This is a genomic window from Pricia antarctica, assembly GCF_900101815.1.
GTDB lineage: Bacteria > Bacteroidota > Bacteroidia > Flavobacteriales > Flavobacteriaceae > Pricia > Pricia antarctica.
The window spans coordinates 355930-379738 of sequence record NZ_FNAO01000002.1 but is presented as its reverse complement, the minus strand read 5'-3'; the positions used below and the strand labels follow the sequence as shown (position 1 = coordinate 379738).

The window sequence follows — 23809 nt, the reverse complement described above, 5'->3', positions numbered from 1 at the left end:
AATAATTTTAACGTTTTTTCCTATTCTTTTCGCGAGTTAAGCCATTGGTCCAAGAAAAGCAAAGACCATATTTTGTCGTTAAAATCTCGCATTCCATTGTTATGCTCATTAACTATTTTGTTTACGTAAGCTGGTTCTAAATAATCGTATAAAGGACCCTTTGTGCCTATTAAGCGGTCATTGACATATTCTTTAAGGTCATCTTTAAACCATGCTTTCAATGGCAAACTGAATCCCATTTTTTTATGCGAGATGATAGATTCTGGCAGATGTTTTTTCATGGCTTCCTTAAAAATGTACTTTTTGATATTTCCTTTCAATTTTAATTCGGAAGGAATGGTAGCAGTCAGTTCGGCAAATTCATGATCTAAAATTGGCACCCTGACCTCTAAGGAATTTTGCATACTAGCCCGATCAACTTTAGTAAGTACATCATCGACCATGTAGCGTTGCATATCCATTTTCTGCATATTAAATAAAAAATCTGTAGACCCGGAGTTGGTAAAACTTTCGATTCTGCTTAATTCAGCGGGAGATTGCTTTATATCTTCCCAAAGTTCTTTCTTGAAAAGTTTTTCGCGTTCGGCCTGGTGCCATATCGAATGGAAAGCCGGAAAACTATCCTTAGGTTTAGAAAGATAGTAAGTAGCCCCTTTTCCTTTTACACTGTTCGGAATCATTTTATGCAAACCGCCCCAAAAATTCTTGCTTACGCCTTCTGGTAAAATATTGAAGTTGCGCATGTTCATCATTCTCTGGTACCTGTTGTAACCTGCAAACAACTCATCTCCTCCGTCTCCAGAAAGTACTACGGTCACATTTTCTCTAGCAAATTTTGAAACGAAATAAGTGGGTATTGCTGAAGCATCAGAAAAAGGTTCATCATAAATATCGACTAAATCAGGTAATAGAGCAACCGATTCTGGCTCTACAATTTGCTCATAATGTTCTGTATTATACATCTTCGCTACTTCCCTTGCATATTTTAATTCATTGAATTCTGCCTCTTTGAAACCGATTGAAAATGTTTTTACAGGAGCATTCGAATTTTTAGACATTAATGCAACTATTGCACTCGAGTCTACTCCACCACTCAAGAAAGCACCCAAAGGAACATCGCTCATCAAATGTACTTTTACCGATTCGGATAATTTATCATCTATTAATTTGCACCATTCCTCTTCTGTCTTATTATAATCAGGGGTATAGTGTATATCCCAATATCTATTAACCTTAACCTTTCCATCATGTTCTATTTCCAAAGTATGACCGGGTCTCAGTTTTTTAATATTCTGATATATAGTCCCTTCCTCAGAGGAATAACCATAAGTCAAATACTGATCTAGCATGGGGATAGAAAGTGTAGAGGATGATTTCGTCTGACTTAAAACACACTTTATTTCAGAACCGAAAACAAAACCTTCCTCATTATTATGATAAAAAAATGGCTTAATGCCAAAACGATCCCTAGCGCAAAATAGTTTTTTGTTCTTCTCGTCCCAAATAGCAAAGGCAAACATGCCCCGAAGATGTTGTACGCATTTGCTTCCGTACTCCTCAAAAAGATGCACAATGGTCTCTGTATCTGTTTTTGTAGAGAACTTATGGCCTTTTGTGATTAGCTGTTCACGGAGTTCAAGATGGTTGTAGATTTCACCGTTAAGGACTATCCATACGGTTCCATCTTCATTGGATAGGGGTTGATGACCGGTGTATAGGTCGATAATACTTAATCTTCGAAAGCCGAAACCAATATTTCCCTTTATATAATAGCCACTGTCATCAGGCCCACGATGGGTAATCAGTTTGGCCATTTTATGAACATCTTCTTGAAGAACCGATCTGCCTGGATCAAAATAAAACTTTCCACATATTCCACACATTTCTTTGTCGACCGTTTAGTTCAAAAAGCACTGAAAGGCTTTAGTTTCAATATTACTTTACAACTCAAATATTTATTGTGCTGGTATCTGAAAAATAACCAGGTTGCAAAAGAATCTAATTATTTTTTAACTTTTTCAGAATCCTCGATATTTTGTATCGAAATACGTTGAAGTTGCTTAAAATGAACAACTCTTTGGCACCATCTACCAATGTATAGGAACCAATCTGACTTAAGGTATGTACCTTATCGGAATAATAGGCATTCTTAAAAGGATGGACAATGTTGTGAAACTCTTCCTCAAAATCATCAATAGTAAGAGTTGATATTTTGTTAAGGGTTATTCTGCCCTCTATTTTTTCAGAATAATCCATTGATGGTCTAAAAATTTCCCCATTGTGTATGAACATAGTGCCCGCAGGTCTCGCCGATCGAATATCTGTTTTCACGGGATTCTTAGGATGTTCTCGCCAAGGTCCAAAAATACTGTTTGAATAATGAATATTGAGATTATAACGATGTCCGGAATTTTTATTGGACGAAAATAGAAACCAAGTGTCATTATATTCGAAAAGTGTACTATCTATACCCGCATAATTCTCAATAAGCACTTTTTCAAGTTTCCATTTTTTTGGAAAATCTGTAGCCCTATACAAACGTACTTGATTTGCCTGATGTGTCTCAGGAATACAATAAATATTATTTTCATATTCCAGGATAAATGGATATGACATGTGGAATTTTTCTGCTATTACAATCTTGTTCTCCATGAATTTGCCATTATCGACCAAAAAGCTTGCGGTCTTACCGAGACCTTGATCAAAACGAAAATCTTCGTAAAGAACGTATAGCTTTCCCTTGAAAAGAATTCCGAAAGGATCAGCCATAAAATGGGACTTTACCAAGTTCGGAAACCATTGCACCACCGGTTTTTTTTCAGTATCTAGAAATTCTTGGATGGGTGAGAACACAATGCCAATATTCCAATAATCCGTATAGAAAATCAAATTATAGGCCTTCTTGAGCCCTTGGCTCAGTTGAATACCGAAAAAATTTAAGAGTTGTAGGTTACTTGGACAAGAAATCTGTCTGCCCAATTTAATATTCCTAGTATTTGTAAAGTTACCAGCCTGACCGGTTCGGATATCATGACATAGTTTTAATGGCCAACCCGTAGTTTCAAAATGGATGTTATCAAGGTTTTTGTGATAGAGAATATCGGTCTTTAAATGGCCTTCCCTTAGAACGCTCGTCAAATCTGATCCATCCGTCACGCGAATTAGATAGGCACTTGACAGAAGGTCTTTATGGTATATTTCCCAAAAACAGGGCGTGGGCCCATCATATTTCCCCAACTCACCAAACCAGAACGACCATATACCGTATGCAGCTGTATTCAAGATAGTTCCCGAAAATTGTACCGAAGCGAAATTTAGCATAAAATCGAGTCCCGCATCTTTTATTTTTTCAATATCTGCGGCTTCCAACTGGGTTAATCTATCAACTGTGATAAAATTACAGTGAATTTTGGGGATATCTTTGAAAAGCCTGCCGGTTTCCACTTTTTTCAAGGCTTTCGATTTCTTTTTGACCTTATGGCGATAAAAAAGGTTCCATAAAAACCCTATTCTAGAATACGAATTTTGTAAAGAGATCGGATAAGTGTCTATCTGACCCGCTTTTTCGAACACTACTAATTTTAGTTCAACATCACATTCGGCAACCAATTTTTTTATGACGGTTTCTTGCCAAGTATACAGGTGGGTACTATCACATAGTATTCCAAATTGGATATATCTTTTTTGAAAAGTCATTTTTTTGTAGAAGATTGTACATGTTCAATTTTGAATGTTTCTACCCTTTGGTAATTCCAAAAATCCAGATTTACTTCGCCCATATACCAATATCTTTTTTCGACAGAATTTTATTTACTTGAATCGGCGCTACGATCGCTAAAGGTATTAAACTGGCAACTGTTCCAAGCACGATGCCCACGACCCCTAGATCAATCACTTCTACTAGAAACAGTGATATCGGAATATTTATAAATGCAGCAAAAAGCCATGTATACATCTGTAGTTTAATCTTGCCCGTACCATTCAGCACAATGTTATACATATTTACCCAAGTAGTCAGACAAATCGAAACCGCGACGGATATAGAAATCGCCATAGGTATGTATAACGGTGTCTTTTGAAACCATAGTTCGTAGACAAAAGGAGAAATTACCACCATCAGCGTTGCCAATACCAGAGTTGCAAACCATATCTTGAGCAAGGCCCGCATCATTTTTTTCATCCAGACGAGGTCGCCTTTAGCATACGCTTCGGTATTCGATGGCCAGAGTTGGTTATTGAGAATTACGAACAGAAGCATAAAAATGGACATATATTTATAGGCTGCCTCGTATTGCGGCACGCTCTCTAAGGAAACAAATAGAGCGATTAGAATATTATTTGTCTGGTGGATAATGAGCATGGCAATTTTGATTAAGAAGAATTTCGAGCTCAAAGAAAAAAGATCTTTAAAATACTTCATTTTCACATATTTGACCGAAGGTCTGTATGCACTGAACTTACTACTAAAATAATAAAGGCCCACGATAAGGGGCACCAAGGCGAAGGTTAAAGAATTGGCAGCTCCAAAAAGAAGTAACGATTCGGTTGCAATGAAAGGAATCAATAATATAAATACCAGAAAGGTTGCTTTTGACAGGAACTGAAAGAATTCCACATAGGCCATTTTCTGCATGGCGTAGAAAATTTCATAGATATTACCAGCAATGAACCGAATCCCAAAAGCGATAATGATGATTGCTCCAAGTATCTTTACCTCACTCTGCAAATCCAGGGGTATGTTCAACCAACTCGCCCATGGCAATGAGAAATTCAAAATAAGCAGCGTGACGGTAACTGCCGCTATAATTGCCCCAAGGACAAAGTATGCCGTGCTTACGTAGTATACGGCATCTCGGTTACCCTTTCTTACTACCGATTCCCCGAACTTATTCCGTAATCCTTGACCAATGCCAATATCGAAATTCAAGAACCAATCTATTATAGATAGCATTGTTAGAAAGATTCCAAATTTGATTTGGCCGAGATAATCAAGTGATAAGGGCATATAAATAAACCCAATCAACATTCCAGCTACTTTTATTAGTATGGTCAGTAGTACGTTCTTTTTTACACGAACGGACCGGGTATTTCCCTTGAATAAAATCGCTTTGATCCTCTCTATTGCCTTCATGGTGTGTGTAGGAGGTTTAGTCTTGAAATCATCTGGTCAGTTTTAAAAAGCTTGTTCCTTTATTCTATTAATTCCCTTTCCAATACCTATATGGATAGCAAATAGCAGCGAAATATATTTTAGAAACAAAAATGTATTCGTCAGATTGCCTATCATGTAAAGGATGCTGACTAAAAAAGGCAGTATGAAATACATATCTTCTTTAACAGATTTTGAATAGTACAGCACTGACAAAACAACAAAAAGGGTAAAGAAAACCGCCGCGGGTATTCCATATAAAAAAAGTGCTCCAAAATAACCGCTATGTAAATCTCCGGTGGTTGCCGTGGCTCTATCCCTATCGCCGGTAATCCGCAATAAATTTACGTAGTATACCTCATTCTCAAGATTTCCATATCCGAATACGGGTTTTTTACCAATATTATCGAGAACCATGGTATAATAACCCTCCCGACTGTTAATCGGCTCGCTCAATCTTTCCTTGACCAAAGAACTGTTCATAATATCTTGATAATAAAAAAGGGAAACCGATAATAAAATGACAACAAATGACAAACCGGCCAAGAGCAGCTTTCCGATATCCACTTTTTTGATATAGACAGTATAGGTTAAAAGTATCAAAATCAAAATCAACCAACTCATTCTCTGAAAGGAGGATAAAACCCCAAGAGAATATAGGGTTATCAAAGAAATTTTCCACTGATTGCTTTTAACTATAATTAAGGTCCACACTATTGCGATTATGAGGTAGTATGAATTAAAATATTCAGCGGAAAAGATTCCGTTTGCTCTTAAAAGAGTTCCCACGGCTAGTCTATTATCGCCAATACGGAGAAAGTAAGGGTCTACGGATAATTGGACAAGACTAACCATGCTAGACCCTATCGCACCAATAATTATCGACTTTCCAATTAGGTCGTAAGAAGGCCTATCAGCCATTAGAGATATCCCTATCATAATTACCATAAACCCCAGAGCATCGAGAATAGTTTTTAATGCATAGCCAACACCAATTTCCGATATGTTGAAAAGCTGTGAAGCCGTTAGCATAATGACATAGGAAAAAAGTGCTACTTCGAACCAAGGTACTCTTCTCTCGAACCTAAACTGTGGCCTGTATCTAGAAAATAAGGTTTTTCCTACTATAAAAAATGATAGCAAAACAAAGAGAAATCTATCGGGCTGTATTTCGAAAAGACTAAAACCAGGTATTTTAATGGTCAATAAATCGTTTAGGTTGCCAGTAAGCAAAAAAAATGATATGAAAAATAATACAAACTTATATTTTGATGCACTTTTAACAGTCAAATAAAATGCAATGATGGCAGTAATTACAAAATAGATATAGAAATGCTGAAACTGAACAATATCCAATTCAAAATTAAAAAGTTTGGAGTAATCGTCCATTTTAAATGGATATCAAATGTTGAGTGATGCTAAAGTGATTACTCATCAAATTCTTGTTTAATATTTCATAGGTAGACCTATACCGACAATGATTTATTGACCAGTTGGGAATCCCTATTGTGACCGTATTTTTGCTCATAGCCATATTTGTGATTCTTTTTTAGCGCATCATTGAAAACAATAAAGTTTTTTTTATGTTTACGCTGAGGAATTAGTTTCTCGATATCGTCCAAAAACCGGATTTTGGCTATTTTGCGCCGTATCACAAAGAGGTTAATGTCTATAAAATCCCCTAATAGCAAAAAATCTGAAACTAGCCCTGCTGCCGGGGTATCTAGTATGATATAGTCATAGTTGTCCTTAAGTTCTTCTATTAATAGTTTTAATTTGGGCCCGGAAAGTGATTCATGCACATTACCTTGCATTACAGAAGTAGGGATGAAACTAAGGTTTGCCAATTTCTCATGAGGATAAATGATATCTTTACTTGAATTAATATCTCCGCGTAAATAGTTAGAAAGCCCTTTACCTTCGACTTTGCGAAAATCCTTTACAAGACTCGGTTTTCTTAAATCTACATCTATAATGAGCGTTCTTTTTCCAGATTCTGCCAACGTTATCCCCAGATTTATCGTAGTGTACGATTTACCTTCACCTGGTGTAATCGATGTAATTCCTATTACCCCTTTACCCACCGAATTTATCAATTTCAAGTTGGTAATTAAGTCACGGAACGATTCCTTAAATGTCCAGAGCGCAACATCGGAATGAGCTCTTTTTTGTGTATCGTAACGAACAATACTCGCAATGACGGGTATTTCAGTATGTTGTATAATCTGTTCAACATTCTCAATAGTATCCTTTGGTGAAAACACAACAATCCAAGCTAAGGGGACTAAAATACCGAACGTCATTGCAAGTGCAATCAGCAACATTTTTTGGGGAGCTATAGGTTCTTTGCCCATCATTCTTGCCTCGTCTAACACTCTTGTATCGGAAGTACTCTCAGACCTCGCAATTCCAGCTTTAGCCAATTCTTGACTTAAATAATTGAACATATTTTCATATAAGGTGCTTTGCCGTTGGATATTAAGTAATTGATTTTCCCGCGTCGGCAATGAACTCATAACTCCACTGAAATTTGATAATCGAGAATTAGCTCTTTGCAATGCATACTCCGAAGATTTAATGGCGTTGCGCAAATTATTCAATAATAGTTCCGTAGACTCGTTAATCTGTTTGTTGAGTATACTCATCTCTTGGTTGCTGCTAGTAACAAAAAACTTCTTTCTTGATCTCTCCGTATAAAGCCTTTTGAGTTCTAGAATATTCTCATTTATCAAAGGATCTTCAATTCCGACTGCTGTAGCCATTACAAAGTCTTCACTGTTTCGATTAGCCTGAATTTCTTTTATCAGTGAATTATAATAGTTGATATCCAATTCAATTTTGGACTTCTCCGATAACAAATTTGATGTTTGGCTCATGGCATTGGTTGCGGTTGCCCCTAAATTAATCGCGCTTTTATCCTTTTTGAATGTTTCTAGTTTTAATTCGAACTTCGTCAAGGAATCTGATGCTATCCTCAGTTGGTTTTGGATGAACGATTCTTTAGTTGATGCAATTTTGCTTCTGGAAGCAAGTTCGTTCTGAACATAATTTTCAGTTAGCTTTTGCAAAAAGTCAATTTCCTTCTCAACTACGGGTCCCGAAGAAACAATTTTAAATATACTTGCTTGAAGGTCGATATTATTAACCTCTAACTTATTTAAATAGTTGTTTGCAATAGCATCTAAACTATTTATATAAAAGCTTAGTTTATCTCCTTCAAAATCTTGAACGCTGATATTATATGCGGGTCTCTTAAGAATAAAAGTGAAATGGTCATTGCTGACTTGTTCACCAAAATTATATTCCTTCGAAAAACTAAAATCTTTGTTTACCTCGCGTGTTGTGCCAGTAGCAGGATTTGCAACCGAAAATTTATCTCCTTCAACCGTTAATTTATATTTATCTTGGGAAAGGATGCTTACCTCAAAAGGGATACCATAGAGCTGCGGTTCGGTTTTTGTCAGAGTGACTTCAAACGGAAAATAACCATAGTGCTCCCGTTTCTTCAACCAGTTACCGGCATAATAGGAGACGTCAAAACCCAATTCCTCAACCGTTTGACGCACTATACTAAAGGATTTGATGATGCCGATTTCATTATACAGATTTTTCTCCATTTCAATTAAACTTACTCCGCCTTCTACGTACTTGCTGTCACCCAGAACTCGATTTCTCCCTGAAGAATCGATTAAAATCGATGTAGAGGCTTCATAGATGGGTGTAGCCAATTTTATGTAGATGAACGCTATGGCTACGGCAGAACAAATACTTAAAATGAACATCCATTTATACCTCAATAATTTTTGAAAAAACAATTTCAAATTAACCTCTTGTCCACTAGTAATATGTGTATCTCTTGTCGTTTTCATTTCTATAATAGCTACTCCGTAGGATTAAGATTTTATTGCCCTGAATTCATTTCGGTACGGTATGTTTTTAAACATTTTCGAGTTCTATTTTCATATGGATCATAAAAAGAAAGACAGATTCAAAAATTACTTAGCATGTTTTCTGAGGCAAAACTACTTCGAAGTAAAATTCAATACCAATAAAGTGGTTGATATGGCAGACAAAATCAGTGCGAAAACGCCTAAATTGCTTTGGGAAATATTGGGCTTTGACGTTTCGACATATAGAACATCATTGGGATGCAAAAAATAGTACGGCGATTCAATAATTGAGGGACTGGTCAGGTCTAAATTCACAACTTTGGCTTCATCGCCAACCTGTCTTATCAACTTCACTTTTTTACGCTTGGCCGATAAATTTAAATCTCCAGCGGCACTAAGCGCCTCAAATATGGTAGCCTGTGTATTGTAAATATAATTGGTACCCGGATTTTTAACATCCCCCAATACGGAAATTTTAAAACTTATCAGTTTTACTGAAACTGAAGCATTCAATAAATATTTGTCTATTTCGACCTGAACCAGATTCCTAATTTCCTCTACGGTCAGATCACTTACTTTCAATTCCCCGATAATTGCTAGATCAATCATACCATTACTCTTGACCGTATATCCGGTAAGAAATAAGGATGCAGGGTTTGCCTGAAGATTTCTATTTTCTACGGTAGTGGTATTAAAAAAAGCGGATTGATCAGGATCTCTACTCTGTACTTTGATGCTCAACACATCGTTGGGTTGAACCGTATATACCGTTGGGTTAAGGGGTAGCATAAATTCTTGCTTATCACTCTGCAAGTAATCGAGCTGCTTCGAGCTGTAACATGACGATAAGAATAGAAGTAATAACAGAAAAAAAAAATTGTTCCTACTCAAATATATACGACTGCTATCGCTTGAATACGACAATTTTTGATTGTTTGAGATCTTAATAGCTTTGCTCATTTTTCTTGACCTAATTTATACTATTCATTACTATAATTTCTTCAAAAAGCCTTTTTATGATGGCTTCCAAAAAGTGTCAAGAAAACTATTTTGACATCTAACCAAAAACTCCAATTTGCAATATACCATAAATCATGGGCTACACGTTCATTTTTCTGCTCATTGGTTGTAGTTGGGCCTCTCCAGCCATTTACTTGTGCCCAACCCGTAATTCCAGGTTTTACATAACTCCTTACCATATAGTCATTTACGCATTTTCTAAAATCGTCTTGTAAGTTGATTCTATGCGGTCTTGGACCGATAACACTCATGTCACCCTTTAAAACATTAAAAAACTGCGGCAACTCATCTAGATCACTTTTTCTCAAGAACTTACCAACACGCGTTATTCTTGGGTCATTAACAACCGTCGATTGTGTACCGTTCAAAGTATCCTCACAGCCCGACATAGTTCTAAACTTGTAACACTTAAATGTTTTACCGCCCTCACCTTTTCTATAAGGGGCGTACAAAATAGGTCCTTTTGAGCCTAGATATATCAAAAGGGCAATTAGTAAGAATATCGGCGAAAATAGAATAACAACACATAACGCAAAGCAAAAATCGAACATACGTTTCAAAATCGTTGTACCAAAACTATCTAATGGAGATTGGCGTAGTTTAAAAACCGCTAGATGCCCAATTGTAACGGTCTTGTAACTTTTTGACATAAGCAAAGGGTTTTCGGGGATCAATTGTACACGTACCCCAAAGCTATCGGCAATTTGTATGGTCTCTATAATTTTTTCATGTTCCAAATCGGACATAGCAATAAAAATTTCATCGATTGAATTCTCGCTCAATGTGTCTGCCAAATCTTCAATGCCACCAAAAATACTCAAGTCCAGTTCATTATTTGGCTTTTTATTCCCATTTTCGAGGTACCCCATAATATTATAGCCATACTGCGTCATTGCATTGGTAAAGCTTGTTAGGCTTGAAGAATTGTACCCGGAACCTATAAGCAAGGAATCAGAAAAAAGATGGGATCCTTTTTTTTTCAGATATTTCAACAAATACTTTTGACTGATTAAATTGAGATAAGAGAATATGAAAATCGGAATAATAAACGTAGAGCGATTAAAAAAAGTCATTTTTAGAAGTATTATCAAGGAAATGGTAAAACCTACAAAAAAAAATAAAGAAGTAACGATACTCTTTAAATAACCGTAATCAGGATTAGAATAGAACTCATTTTCCCTTATGTACAGAATAATAAACAACCAACTTAGATTATAGATGACTGCAAGCATTGCCATATTTAGAAGAAAGGTTGAATCGTTAAGCGGAAATTCGGGTAACTTGAAAAAGAAGTATGAAAAGGATACTACGTTTAGTAAAATAAATTCAAATGCCAGCAAATTTATCAGTATGAATCGGTTTTTAGAATTCATCAATAGTTGGACTAGTTTGTTCGGTTTTTTGAAAATTATGGTGTTAAAACTCCATAACAAAAGCATAAATCCATTATATATTTCTCAGATTAGAAAATGTTACCAATAACTCCACTTGTAGAAGGAATTGTCAAATTTTAAATAATGAGTCTTAAAAACTGCGGGAAGTATGACTGATAATTCTAATATTTTTAATGAATATTAGATAGTTAAAAATTGTATGTTATAAAATTAAATCAGCCTAAATCAAATTGATAAAAAATTAATCAGATTTGAGCATTGGTTCCTTTCTTACATCTGGATACAACTTTTAATTTTTCATTCAGTTAGTTTTCTAATTCTTCCAAGTTTACCTATTAAGTTAATGCTATACCAAAAAATTAAATAAATTAATAGACGAAAGACCTAAAAAATCGCTTGAAATGCAATCTTCTGCAAAGTAGTTAGTTTGTGTAAAGTTAAGGGCCACAAAGAGTTAAAGGTAATTCTTGCATTTTTGGCAAAGGAAGCTTTACCATACTCGTGATTTGTAGGACAAATTAAATAGCCCAGATTTTCGAGTTATGACCGATACCTAATACGGGAGGAGGTTAGCTGTATCAGAATATTTAGGATATAGGGCATTTATGGGTAGCAACAATTAAAACAGAATAAATTTGGAACTTTTAATTTTAAAAAACATAAAAACCATCGCTGTACTAGGTCATTCTTATCTGGGTTATATACTAGTAGGATACTGTAGAAGTTTGTCCACTATTTTAAACGCAGCATCTCCGTCGCCATAAATGTTATCAACATCCGAGAATTTAATTTTTTGAGCTTTGCTAAAACTTTCAAACAAATTATCTGAATTGGCCAAAAAATTCCATCCATTTACTACCAGTTCGGTCCATTCTGTTTCATCCCTGAGGGTAACACACGGTACCTTGTGAAAATACGCCTCTTTTTGAACCCCACCAGAATCGGTAATAATCGTCTTGGAATATTTTTCAAGCATCATCATGTCCAGATAACCCACCGGACTAATGAACTTGATTTTTGATCTTTCCCTAGAAAAATCAATCGCCTTTAAACTTTTCATGGTACGCGGATGAACCGGTATAACCAAATTGTGATCCGAGCTTAGCTTTTCAAGGCTATCGAAGATACTTTTGAGCCTGGTTAAGCTATCGGTGTTCTCTGCCCTATGAACGGTTACTAAAATATACCCTTTCGGGGTTAGTTTTAAATCGGTAAGGATCGATGAGTGCTCTTCCGCTTTTGTACCATAATAGTTGGTAGCATCTAACATAACATCACCTACATTTAGAATCTTGCTATTGTCGATACCTTCATTTTGTAGATTTTTTATGGCCGCCGCAGTCGGTGTAAACAAGATATCGGATGAATGATCCGTTAAAATGCGATTTATCTCTTCGGGCATTTTTTTGTTAAAGGACCTCAATCCTGCTTCGACATGGGCTAAAGGGATATGCAATTTTACGGCAGCCAAAGCCGCAGCAAGTGTCGAATTCGTGTCCCCATAGACCAGTACAAGGTCAGGGTTTTCCTTTAAAAGTACTTCTTCGATTTTAATCAACATTTTCCCTGTCTGCTCTCCGTGGCTTCCACCGGAAATATCCAGATTGTATTTTGGTTCCGGAATATTGAGCTCATCAAAAAAAACTGCAGACATATTCGCATCAAAATGTTGCCCCGTATGGACCAAAATTTCATCGAGATGCTGTTGGGATTGAATAACTCTTGATACGGCGGCAGCTTTGATAAATTGCGGTCGTGCTCCTATAATGGTAAGTATCTTCACAGAATAAAATTATATACGGAGGTGGTGAAACCCAATGTATCCCCGATAATTAATTGATATTTTTTATCATGGGATGGTAATCGCCCGTTAAGGCAACCGTTTTCTTCTCTCTTATATCATGAACAATTTCTATAGACTGTCGGGTGTCTTCAATCCCAAAACCTTTACCATCTAAAATCTGCTCATAAGACTTGGTGTGTAGGTCGGTAAATCCACCGCTAAATTCAAGTTCCTCATCCTCGATGATAATAGACCTGTAAGTCCTTTGCCCTATACCTTTAATTTTATCAGGAAGGTCCTCATAATCAAGGGACAGAAACCATCTGATTCTAGCGTTCTCCAATTCGAGCAAGCCGGCGGCTTTGTCCGCTTCATGTAGATGAACCGTGTTCTGCCTCACCGCTCCGAAAATCCATGTAAGCATATCAAAAAAATGAACGCCAATATTGGTGGCGACCCCGCCCGATTTACTGATATCTCCTTTCCAAGAGGAAAAATACCAGCTACCTCTGCTTGTGATATAGGTGAGATCAACATCATAATTCGTATTCTTCGGATTGTTTCTTACTTTTTCTCTTAAGGAAAGTATACTTGGATGCAATCTAGACTGAAGAATATTCCAGATACGCTTGCCCGATTCTTTCTCGATATGAGCCAGTTTATCAATATTCCATGGATTCAAAACCAAGGGTTTTTCACAAATAGCATCGGCACCTCTACGCAATGCAAACCGTACATGTGCATCATGAAGATAATTTGGGGTACAAACACTTACATAATCCAATTCAAGATTCTGCTCATATTTAAGTGTTTCTAAATGCCTATCAAAACGTTCAAACTCAACAAAGAAATCGGCTTGCGGAAAATAGCTGTCCATAATCCCGACACTGTCAAATTTGTCAAGTGCAGCGAGTAGTGAATTGTTCGTTTCCTTTATAGCATTTAAATGGCGCGCAGCTACGAATCCGGCTACTCCCACCAGTCCAAAGTTCTTCATTCTATTTTCTTTACCACCCTGTTCTTAAGTTCGTATGTTTCTTTATTCTCGGGACAAATTGCCATGTTATTTTCATCGAAATTCAATCGATGTCCATACTCACTCATCCAACCCATTTGACGCGCAGGATTCCCTACCATTAAAGCATAAGACGGTACACTTTTGGTTATTACGGCACCGGCACCAATAAATGCATACTCCCCTATATCATTTCCACAAATTATCGTCGCATTAGCACCAATAGATGCTCCACGTTTTACAAGGGTTTTTTCATACTGGCCCCGTCTATTTATGGCACTTCTAGGATTGATAACGTTCGTAAATACCATAGAAGGACCTAAGAAAACATCGTCTTCACAAATGACCCCCGTATATATAGAAACATTGTTTTGAACCTTACAATTATTACCCAATACAACTTCAGGTGAAACCACCACGTTTTGACCAATATTGCAATTATCGCCTATTTTGCATTTAGGCATTATATGTGTAAAATGCCATATTTTGGTTCCACTGCCAATCAGGCAATCGGCATCAATAATGGCCGTTTCGTGAGCAAAATAGTCCATTTTTCTCGACTTTTATCCGTGACGGTAGTAGCTAGTTCTTGAAACTATGATAATCCTTTTTGTATAAAAAAAAGATTGTTCAAACATTCTATGAATGTTTTTCGAAGTAGGTCAATCCATTTTGATATGCAATCCTAGTCTTTATTCAACATCAAGCATTCTTTGAATTACGGAATTACTTCAAACTGTTATACCTTAATTTCAAGTTAGTTTTACGTATGGAATACAGAATAAGAAATATAATGAAAATGTCAAATGGTTGTTAAAAATATCTTTAAGATACAGAAGTTATCGTTGATAGGTATGATTCAAGAGAATTCCATCCTTTTATTACAATTTTTAAAGCAAACTATAAAAGGGAGTAAAGTAGAAAATGAGATGATAAAAGTCCAAACAAACGATGAATTCACATCATTCCCGGATGGGCTCTACATATCTACGTTTGAAGATAGAAGCAAAATAACAGGAAACACAGTTAGATTGCGTACAATATTCGTGCAAACAAAAATTTATATAAAGTCAATATTGAAGCCCTTATTTTACTTCAGATATATCCGGAAATATAACTAGAAACTCCCTGCCGAATGCCTTTAAAGGAGAAGTAAGGGCCTATTAGCATACCCTCTTCACAAAGCATAGCCGACCTCGTTCAAACCTGCTCTCAAATCATTTGATTACTTTCGTTAATTAAACCATATAACATTTCATTTTTCAAGACATGAAAGTAGCACTTATAACAGGGGTCACAGGTCAGGACGGGGCGTACCTCAGCGAGTTTTTGTTAAAGAAAGGCTATCGGGTCCATGGCCTTAAAAGGCGTGCCTCGCTTTTTAATACCGACCGTATAGATCATCTCTATCAAGATCCGCATGTAGAAAACCGAAATTTTATTCTGCACCACGGCGATATGACCGATAGTACCAATCTCATCCGTTTGGTGCAAGAGATACAACCTGACGAAATTTACAATCTTGCCGCTATGAGCCACGTACAGGTATCTTTTGAGATGCCCGAATACACAGGAAACGCAGATGGTTTGGGAACCCTTCGCCTACTCGATGCGGTCCGGCTTTTGGGACTTGAAAAAAAGACCCGGATCTATCAGGCATCAACTTCGGAATTATATGGAAAGGTACAGGAAGTGCCCCAATCGGAAACTACGCCCTTCTACCCCCGTAGCCCCTATGCCGTGGCCAAGATATATGCCTATTGGATTACGGTAAACTATCGGGAAGCCTATGGTATGTTCGCCTGCAACGGCATTCTGTTTAACCATGAATCACCCATACGTGGCGAAACCTTCGTTACCCGTAAAATTACGAGAGCCGCCTGCCGAATAGCGCTCGGTCTTCAGGATAAAATGTATTTAGGGAATTTGGATGCCCAAAGGGATTGGGGCCATGCCAAAGATTACGTGCGTATGATGTGGATGATCCTACAGGCCGACGAACCGGAAGATTGGGTCATCGCGACCGGTAAGACCACATCTGTTCGCGAATTCGTAAAGATGGCCTTTGGCGAACTGGGCATCGAATTGGAATTCAAAGGAACCGGTGTGGACGAAAAAGCCTATATAAAATCCTGTACCAATGCTGAAATCCAATTGGAAAAAGGACAGGAAATACTTGCCGTAGATTCCAAATATTTTAGGCCCACGGAAGTCGATCAACTGATCGGTGATGCTACCAAAGCAAATACTAAATTGGGATGGACCCCTGAATATGAATTAAAAGACTTAGTCAAAGAGATGGTCGAAAGTGATCTTGACCTGATGAAAAGGGACCAACATCTGAAGGATGGCGGGTATCAAATCTTAAATTATTTTGAATAGGTCTGCCTGCACCCTATGGAAAAGGATTCAAAAATATACGTAGCCGGTCATCGTGGCCTTGTGGGCAGTGCCCTGCTTACCAATTTGCGGGACAAAGGCTATACCAATACGATATCTCGCACCCATAGCGAACTAGACCTTACCGATACCAAGGCGGTGGCGGATTTCTTTGAAACCGAAAAACCGGAATACGTTTTCTTGGCAGCGGCCAAGGTTGGTGGTATTATGGCCAATAACACCTTTCGCGCAGACTTCATACACGCCAACTTGATGATACAGAACAACGTTATCGATCAAAGTTATCGCCATGGCGTTAAAAAATTGATGTTCTTGGGAAGCACTTGTATCTATCCCAAAAACTGTCCCCAACCTATGAAAGAGGACTACCTGCTTACCGATACGCTTGAATATACCAACGAACCCTATGCCATTGCCAAGATAGCGGGTATCAAAATGTGTGAAAGCTATAATCTGCAATACGGTACTAATTTTATCGCGGTTATGCCGACGAACCTCTACGGCCCCAATGATAATTTCGATCTTGAAAAATCGCACGTGCTTCCGGCCTTGTTGCGCAAAATCCATTTGGGCAAAGCCTTGGAAAACGATGATTGGGAGACCATCCGCAAAGACCTCAACCGTCTACCCGTGGAAGGTATCGATGGAAAAGCGGATCAGGAAAAAATAGTCGCGGTCTTAGACCAATATGGGATTCAAACACAAGACGATACGGTAAAAATAGAGATATGGGGCAGCGGACAACCCATGCGTGAGTTTCTATGGAGCGAAGACATGGCCGATGCCTGTGTATTTTTGATGGAGAATAGGGATTTCAAGGATTGTTACGAACCATCATCCAAAGAAATACGGAATACCCATATCAATATCGGTACCGGTGTCGATATTTCCATCAAGGAGCTGGCGGAAGAAATAAAATCTACCGTAGGATTCAAAGGCGACCTCTACTTCAACACCGACAAACCCGACGGCACCCTAAAAAAACTGACCGATGTCACCAAATTAAACGGTCTGGGGTGGCGGCATACCGTTGAATTAAAGGATGGTTTGCGTAAGATTTATCAGTGGTATTGTAGACAATACCACTAATTATTTATTTGAGGGTTAAGAGCTACTCGCACTTCCGAGATATTAATATTCTAAAGGTTCTTTCCTTGCGTACCGTACACGGATTATATAAATGGCTTCATCTTCAATCAAATAGGATATTCTAAACGAGTGTTTTTCGTAAGCTCTAATATATCCTTTATTACCTTTTCTAAGTGTGTCCACCTTATAAATCTCTGGGTCAGTTGCTAATATAGAGGTAGATTCATGGACTTCCTCGATGACCTTTATCGTAGTTTCTATAGATTGGGTTTGTTCTAATAAATCTAAAAAAGATTCGTTCAATGCTGCAATGGCATGATTAGTCCAAATTATCCTTTTCCCCATTGCTGTATCATTGTTTTGACTTCTTCATGAGTATGAAAATTTCCTGCTTCGATATCTGCAATAGATTCGTCAAGTTCTTTATTATATTGTTCAATACTAATACGTTCTTCCGAGTATACTTTTTTTCGGTACTGTAGCATATTTTTTATAGCTTCAATAAACGTAGGGTCTTTGACCCCTTTTAACTCTTTTTGAATCCATTTAAGGTCCGCCTTAATATCCATGACAATTTTGTTTATATACATAACAAAGATAATCTAATTTCTCATTGCAAGAATTGCTTGAAAATTTGTCACTAGTAAGCGATGTTCATGGCCTGCTTTGAATCCTCAACCCACTCGTTGGTAACAGTGTCGGGTATAAATTTTTCTGTTTCCCTTTTAAAATCGTAATTTTCATAAAAAGGAGTATCTCTTAATCTATGGAAAAAAACCTATTCGACGAATTCGATCCAGTCTCCGCTAAAGCTTGGAAACAGCAAATACAATATGAGCTAAAGGGAAAGGATTATAATGAAAGCTTGGTATGGGAATCTCCGGAAGGCATCAAGACCAAGCCTTTTTATCATGCCGACGATTTGGAGAATATAAATCTGCGACCTTCGGGCAAGCTTTCATGGCGCATAGCTCAAGATATCTTTGTCGCCGATTCCGCAAAAGCCAATGAAAAAGCACGCGATGCTCTGCAACGTGGCGCGGAAAGTTTGATTTTTACGGTTCCTTCCGAATCGGTAGATCTGGAAACTTTACTTCGAGGCATTGATTTGGATGCTGTTCCGATTCATTTCAGCTTCCAGTTTTTGTCCACCGATTACGTAAAAAAGGCCATTACTTTAGCTGGCAAAGCGACAGGCAACATCCATCTTCATATCGATTGTATCGGAAAGCTGGCAAGAACGGGCAATTGGTTTTTAGATAGGGAACATGATTTTGATATGATCGAGGATATTTTGGCGGCTTCCAAACAAAACGGAACAACGGACACCTTGGCTATCGACGCGTCTCTTTATCAAAATTCTGGGGCGAACAGTGTACAACAATTGGCCTACGCCTTGGCACATGCGAACGAATACCTGAACCGTTACGATCCGAAATCCATAGGGGAAATCACATTTAAAATAGCTATCGGTGGCACCTATTTTTTTGAAATCGCCAAGATCCGGGCGTTGCGGAAATTATGGGAAGCCTTGGCTGCGGAATATCAGGTGCCAACGAAATGTCACATTCTTGCCATTCCATCCAAACGCAATAAGACCTTGTATGCCTACAACGTGAACTTGCTGCGCAGTAGTACCGAATGTATGTCAGCTATCTTGGGCGGGGCCGATACCGTTTGCAACCTTCCCTACGATTCGATGTATCATAAAGACAATGAATTTGCAGAAAGGATCGCTAGAAACCAATTGCTTATCTTAAAGGAAGAGAGCTTTTTTGACGCTATCGATAATCCAGCCGACGGTTCATACTATATTGAATCCCTGACGCAGCAACTGGCAGATAATGCTTTGTTGCTTTTTAAGGATATCGAAGCCAATGGCGGCTTTTTAAAACAACTGAAAGACCATACCATCCAAAGAAAAATAAAGGAGAGCGCAGCCAAAGAACAACATCTTTTTGATACGGGAAAGGAAATTTTGGTGGGTACTAATGCGTATCTAAACGTTGCGGATAAAATGAAGGATACCATGGAACTTTATCCGTTTGTAAAAATAAAACATTGTAAAACTTTAATTGAACCGATTATTGAAAGACGGTTGGCGGAGAATGTCGAGAAAGAGCGGTTGACGGGGGAAGGATGGAAGCAGTAGTCATTGACCTAGTAAAATGCAAAGAAAAAAAATACAACATATAAAATTACCTGAAATTCAGGATTCAGGACTCGAAATTCAGAAGTTGGAACACCTCAACTTTAGTGCAGGCATGCCGCCCTATCTTCGAGGCCCCTACGCCACCATGTACGTGCAACGGCCGTGGACTATCCGGCAATACGCGGGTTTTTCGACCGCCGAAGAAAGCAATGCCTTTTACCGTAGGAACTTGAAAGGGGGGCAAAAAGGGCTCTCCATTGCCTTTGATCTTCCTACCCATCGCGGGTACGACAGCGACCACGAACGGGTTACCGGTGACGTAGGCAAGGCGGGGGTGGCCATCGATACCGTCGAGGATATGAAACTGCTTTTTGAGGGTATTCCTTTGGATGAAACGTCCGTTTCCATGACCATGAACGGGGCGGTACTGCCCATTATGGCCTTTTATATCGTAGCCGCACAAGAGCAGGGCGTTCCCATGGAAAAACTTATGGGGACCATCCAAAACGATATTCTAAAGGAATTTATGGTGCGCAACACCTACATCTACCCTCCTGCCCCATCGATGCAGATCGTTTCCGATATTTTTGAATATTGCAGCAAATATATGCCCAAGTTCAACAGTATCAGTATTTCGGGATACCACATGCACGAAGCAGGCGCCACGGCCGAATTGGAATTGGCCTATACCCTGGCGGATGGATTGGAATACATTCGAACGGGATTAAAAGCGGGATTGGATATCGATACTTTTGCGCCCCGACTATCCTTTTTTTGGGGTATAGGGATGAACCATTTTACGGAAATTGCCAAACTGCGTGCCGGAAGGATGCTCTGGGCCAAATTGGTGAAACCCTTCCATCCAAAAAACAAAAAATCGATGTCCCTTCGCACCCATTCCCAGACGAGTGGATGGAGCCTAACGGCACAAGACCCATTCAACAATGTGGCCCGTACGACCATCGAAGCCGCAGCAGCTGTTTTTGGAGGTACACAAAGCCTGCACACCAATGCCTTGGACGAGGCCATGGCCCTACCCACCGATTTTTCCGCCCGAATCGCCCGAAATACCCAACTTTTTTTAAGGGATGAAACCAAAATCACCAAAACCGTAGACCCTTGGGCCGGAAGTCACTATGTAGAACAATTGACCCATAATCTTGCCCATAGCGCTTGGGAGCTGATCGAAGAAGTCGAGGACCTGGGCGGAATGACGAAGGCCATTGAAGCCGGCATCCCCAAAATGCGTATTGAAGAAGCGGCGGCCAAAAAACAGGCCCGAATAGACAGCGGGAAGGAGACGATTGTCGGAGTGAACAAATATCAACTAGAAGACGAGGATCCGCTACAAATTCTGGAAGTGGACAATAACGAGGTCCGAAGACAGCAAATCGAACGTTTAACCTCCATCAAAAAGCAGCGGGATACCCAAGCCGTTGAAACCGCCTTGAGGAAACTGACCGAGTTGGCGAAGCATAAAATGGAGGCTGCCCGAGAGCAAAACGGTTCAGATCCCGACGCCAAAAACGGTCAAAAAGCAGAATCCGGCAATTCCCGTTCAGACGCAAATACTACTAGATCTCCCGAAAGCGAAACTGTAGCGGATAGGCCCGTAGAATCAACCGGACCCGCACCAGCGAGAGATGAAGAAAATTTATTAGCTTTAGCCGTCGAAGCCGCCAAGGCCCGAGCGACTTTGGGGGAAATAAGCAGTGCGCTTGAAGCCGCATTCGGCAGGCATAAGGCCAAAATTCAATCCATAACAGGCGTGTATTCCAAAGAGATCCAAAACGACGAAAGCTTTAAAAAAGCACGTGAACTCTCCGACCGTTTCGCTAAACAAGACGGACGCAGACCTCGCATTCTCATCGCAAAAATGGGACAGGACGGCCATGACCGGGGCGCCAAGGTCGTGGCTACAGGTTACGCCGACCTAGGCTTCGATGTCGATATCGGTCCGCTTTTCCAGACCCCCGCCGAAGCCGCTAAACAGGCCATCGAAAACGATGTGCATATTCTGGGCGTTTCTTCATTGGCGGCGGGACACAAAACTTTGGTGCCTCAAGTCATCGAACATCTTAAAAATTATGGCAGGGAAGATATCATGGTCATCGTGGGGGGCGTCATCCCAAAGCAAGACTATCAATTTCTTTTCGATAACGGGGTTACCGCCATTTTTGGTCCCGGTTCAAAAATTACCGATGCAGCCATTCAGATTTTGGAGATATTGATTGGGGGGGAATGATATAATGAATGGGGCGAGGTAGCCTATAAAGTATGGTACTTTCCTGGTTAGACTAGAATCTAAAAAAAATAATCCCCAGTAAAAACTGGGGATTATCCTCAACTAACAAAACTAACTCAACAAACTAACTTTAATTTCATTTTTTGGTCCCTAGTACCCTGGATTCTGGGTCAGATTGGGATTGTTTTGCATTTCAGAGGTGGGTATCGGAAATAATAATTCTCTTTCCGTCAGGGCCTTATTCGGCAGATAGGTATAGGTATGCCCTACGAAATCTTCCAATATATTGGTCGCCGGGTTATACGCTTTTCTCCATCGCGCCATATCGTACCAGGTTTGATTTTCAAAACTTAGTTCATGAACCTGTTCAACTCTTACCGCTACCCTGAATGCGTCTTGCGAAAGGCCCGCTAGATCGGCAACTTCCGCGCGTTGTCTTACCTGATTGACGGCATCGTAGGCGGCTACCGACGGCGCTCCGTCAGCTTCGTTTACGGCTTCCGCATACATCAATAAAACATCGGCATACCGATATAAAGACCAATTTAGGTCTGATTGGGCACTCTCTTCATTCGCTTGAACATCAAAAAGTTTAAAGATATAGGGTGCCCCTAAATTGATACTGTCATTTCTATCGGCATCCAGCGAATAGCTCGAAAAATAGAATTGCTTTTCTTCGGCCCGTTTGTCACCGACCTCATAGGAGTTGGCAAATTCGTTCGTCGAAAAAATACCCCCGGTCTGGGCAGAATAGACAGAAATACCCAGGTTATAGGGAAGAATCGCCGGTTGCCAGTTTCCGGATTGGATATTGGCCGCAAATTGGGTCATGAAAATGTATTCCCCCGTGTTTTTTGTCGCAGGATCATGCAACTCACCATACGTATCGAATAACCGGAACTCCCCGGAATCAATGACTTCTTTCGCCTTCGCGGCAGCAAGCGGGTAATTTTCCGTTTTTTGAAGTGGGAAACCGGCAGACGTCAAATAAACGTCGGCCAATAATGTTTTTACCGCTCCCATTGAAACTCTACCCGCGTCATTCCTCCAGGGTAGCGCTGAATTTTCGGCTTCCGTAAGATCGCTAATGATCAAACCGTAAACGGCCTCAGGGGCAGCTTGTTCAGGATATAGTTGCTCTGAATTTAAATCGATCGAACTGGTGATAATGGGAATACTCCCAAACATACGTACCAATCCAAAATAATAGTACGCCCTAAGAAATTTAGCTTCGGCCAAATAGTTTTGTTTCGCGGCCTCGTCCATATTTATTTCAGGGATTTTTTCAATCGCTAAATTGGCTCTAGAGATACCGGTATAATATTCGTTCCAGAAACTCGCTCCATATCCATTGTCCGAATTGTTGATCAAATCCTTGATCAAATAAATGTCCGTAGCCTGTCCTAACGCGGTGTTGGCCAGACCCGTTGCAAATTCAAGCATTAACCAAGTACCACCCCCAAAGCCGCTATTGGTAATCGGAACCAAAGGTTCATAGATGCCGTTAACGGCACTTTCGGCATGTTCGGCCTTCGTGAAATACGTATCGTTGGTAAAGTTGGAAGCATCCTTCTCGTCCAAGAAATCACTACAGGCCGTGGCACAGGATAGGGCGGTAGTTATCGCTATTATTCTTATGAAATTTTTATAGGTTTTCATTCTTTTATCTTTT

17 protein-coding genes are annotated in these 23809 nt (G+C 39.3%); 4 read left to right on the top strand and 13 right to left on the bottom strand.

Going from position 1 to position 23809, the window contains the following annotated elements; genetic code table 11:
* Positions 1-20 precede the first annotated feature (20 nt).
* The 10 genes from asnB to BLT07_RS04475 all read right to left on the bottom strand — a co-directional run bounded on the left by asnB (position 21) and on the right by BLT07_RS04475 (position 14802).
* On the bottom strand, positions 21-1883 hold the full coding sequence (gene asnB / locus BLT07_RS04520; RefSeq protein WP_091866204.1) for an asparagine synthase (glutamine-hydrolyzing): 1863 nt from the start codon (positions 1881-1883) through the stop codon (positions 21-23).
* Positions 1884-1998: 115 nt separating this feature from the next.
* Positions 1999-3696: a glucosamine inositolphosphorylceramide transferase family protein gene (locus BLT07_RS04515; protein WP_091866202.1), complete on the bottom strand. Its 1698-nt coding sequence runs from the start codon at positions 3694-3696 to the stop codon at positions 1999-2001.
* Positions 3697-3766: 70 nt separating this feature from the next.
* Positions 3767-5131, bottom strand: a complete 1365-nt coding sequence (locus BLT07_RS04510; RefSeq protein ID WP_091866201.1) for a lipopolysaccharide biosynthesis protein — start codon at positions 5129-5131, stop codon at positions 3767-3769.
* Positions 5132-5173: 42 nt separating this feature from the next.
* Positions 5174-6004: an O-antigen ligase family protein gene (locus BLT07_RS20895; RefSeq protein ID WP_262503236.1), complete on the bottom strand. Its 831-nt coding sequence runs from the start codon at positions 6002-6004 to the stop codon at positions 5174-5176.
* A 611-nt stretch (positions 6005-6615) separates the two neighbouring features.
* On the bottom strand, positions 6616-9018 hold the full coding sequence (locus BLT07_RS04500) for a GumC family protein (RefSeq protein ID WP_091866197.1): 2403 nt from the start codon (positions 9016-9018) through the stop codon (positions 6616-6618).
* Positions 9019-9171: 153 nt separating this feature from the next.
* Positions 9172-9828 carry a polysaccharide biosynthesis/export family protein gene (locus tag BLT07_RS04495; RefSeq protein WP_175455254.1) on the bottom strand — a complete coding sequence of 219 codons (657 nt, stop codon included), beginning with the start codon at positions 9826-9828 and terminating at the stop codon, positions 9172-9174.
* A gap of 212 nt (positions 9829-10040) precedes the next feature.
* Positions 10041-11432: an exopolysaccharide biosynthesis polyprenyl glycosylphosphotransferase gene (locus tag BLT07_RS04490; protein ID WP_175455253.1), complete on the bottom strand. Its 1392-nt coding sequence runs from the start codon at positions 11430-11432 to the stop codon at positions 10041-10043.
* Positions 11433-12150: 718 nt separating this feature from the next.
* The gene (wecB, locus tag BLT07_RS04485; protein WP_091866191.1) at positions 12151-13236 is read right to left on the bottom strand and encodes a non-hydrolyzing UDP-N-acetylglucosamine 2-epimerase; all 1086 of its coding nucleotides are present in this window, start codon (positions 13234-13236) and stop codon (positions 12151-12153) included.
* A 49-nt stretch (positions 13237-13285) separates the two neighbouring features.
* Positions 13286-14233 (bottom strand): Gfo/Idh/MocA family protein, encoded by a 948-nt coding sequence (locus tag BLT07_RS04480; protein WP_091866190.1) that lies wholly within the window; start codon positions 14231-14233, stop codon positions 13286-13288.
* Positions 14230-14802 carry an acyltransferase gene (locus BLT07_RS04475; protein WP_091866188.1) on the bottom strand — a complete coding sequence of 191 codons (573 nt, stop codon included), beginning with the start codon at positions 14800-14802 and terminating at the stop codon, positions 14230-14232. The genes BLT07_RS04480 and BLT07_RS04475 overlap by 4 nt, the downstream gene beginning before the upstream one ends.
* Before the next feature lie 718 nt (positions 14803-15520).
* Here BLT07_RS04475 and gmd point away from each other — a divergent pair.
* Together gmd and BLT07_RS04460 are read left to right on the top strand one after the other, a co-directional pair.
* The gene (gene gmd, locus BLT07_RS04465) at positions 15521-16633 is read left to right on the top strand and encodes a GDP-mannose 4,6-dehydratase (protein ID WP_091866184.1); all 1113 of its coding nucleotides are present in this window, start codon (positions 15521-15523) and stop codon (positions 16631-16633) included.
* A 15-nt stretch (positions 16634-16648) separates the two neighbouring features.
* Positions 16649-17740 (top strand): GDP-L-fucose synthase family protein, encoded by a 1092-nt coding sequence (locus tag BLT07_RS04460; protein WP_091866182.1) that lies wholly within the window; start codon positions 16649-16651, stop codon positions 17738-17740.
* Between the two features lie 42 nt (positions 17741-17782).
* Here the strand turns inward: BLT07_RS04460 and BLT07_RS04455 are convergent, their stop codons facing one another.
* A complete protein-coding gene (locus BLT07_RS04455; RefSeq protein WP_091866180.1) occupies positions 17783-18085 on the bottom strand; it encodes a type II toxin-antitoxin system RelE/ParE family toxin in 303 nt (100 codons plus the stop codon).
* Positions 18070-18309: a hypothetical protein gene (locus BLT07_RS04450; RefSeq protein WP_091866178.1), complete on the bottom strand. Its 240-nt coding sequence runs from the start codon at positions 18307-18309 to the stop codon at positions 18070-18072. The genes BLT07_RS04455 and BLT07_RS04450 overlap by 16 nt, the downstream gene beginning before the upstream one ends.
* A 197-nt stretch (positions 18310-18506) precedes the next feature.
* Here BLT07_RS04450 and BLT07_RS04445 point away from each other — a divergent pair, with 197 nt between their 5' ends.
* A complete protein-coding gene (locus tag BLT07_RS04445; RefSeq protein WP_091866176.1) occupies positions 18507-19892 on the top strand; it encodes a methylmalonyl-CoA mutase subunit beta in 1386 nt (461 codons plus the stop codon).
* Positions 19893-19908: 16 nt separating this feature from the next.
* Complete coding sequence (gene scpA, locus BLT07_RS04440) at positions 19909-22137, top strand: methylmalonyl-CoA mutase (protein WP_245726448.1); 2229 nt, start codon at positions 19909-19911, stop codon at positions 22135-22137.
* Between the two features lie 150 nt (positions 22138-22287).
* Here scpA and BLT07_RS04430 read toward each other — a convergent pair whose 3' ends face one another.
* Positions 22288-23796 carry a RagB/SusD family nutrient uptake outer membrane protein gene (locus tag BLT07_RS04430; RefSeq protein WP_091866174.1) on the bottom strand — a complete coding sequence of 503 codons (1509 nt, stop codon included), beginning with the start codon at positions 23794-23796 and terminating at the stop codon, positions 22288-22290.
* Between the last annotated feature and the right edge of the window lie 13 nt (positions 23797-23809).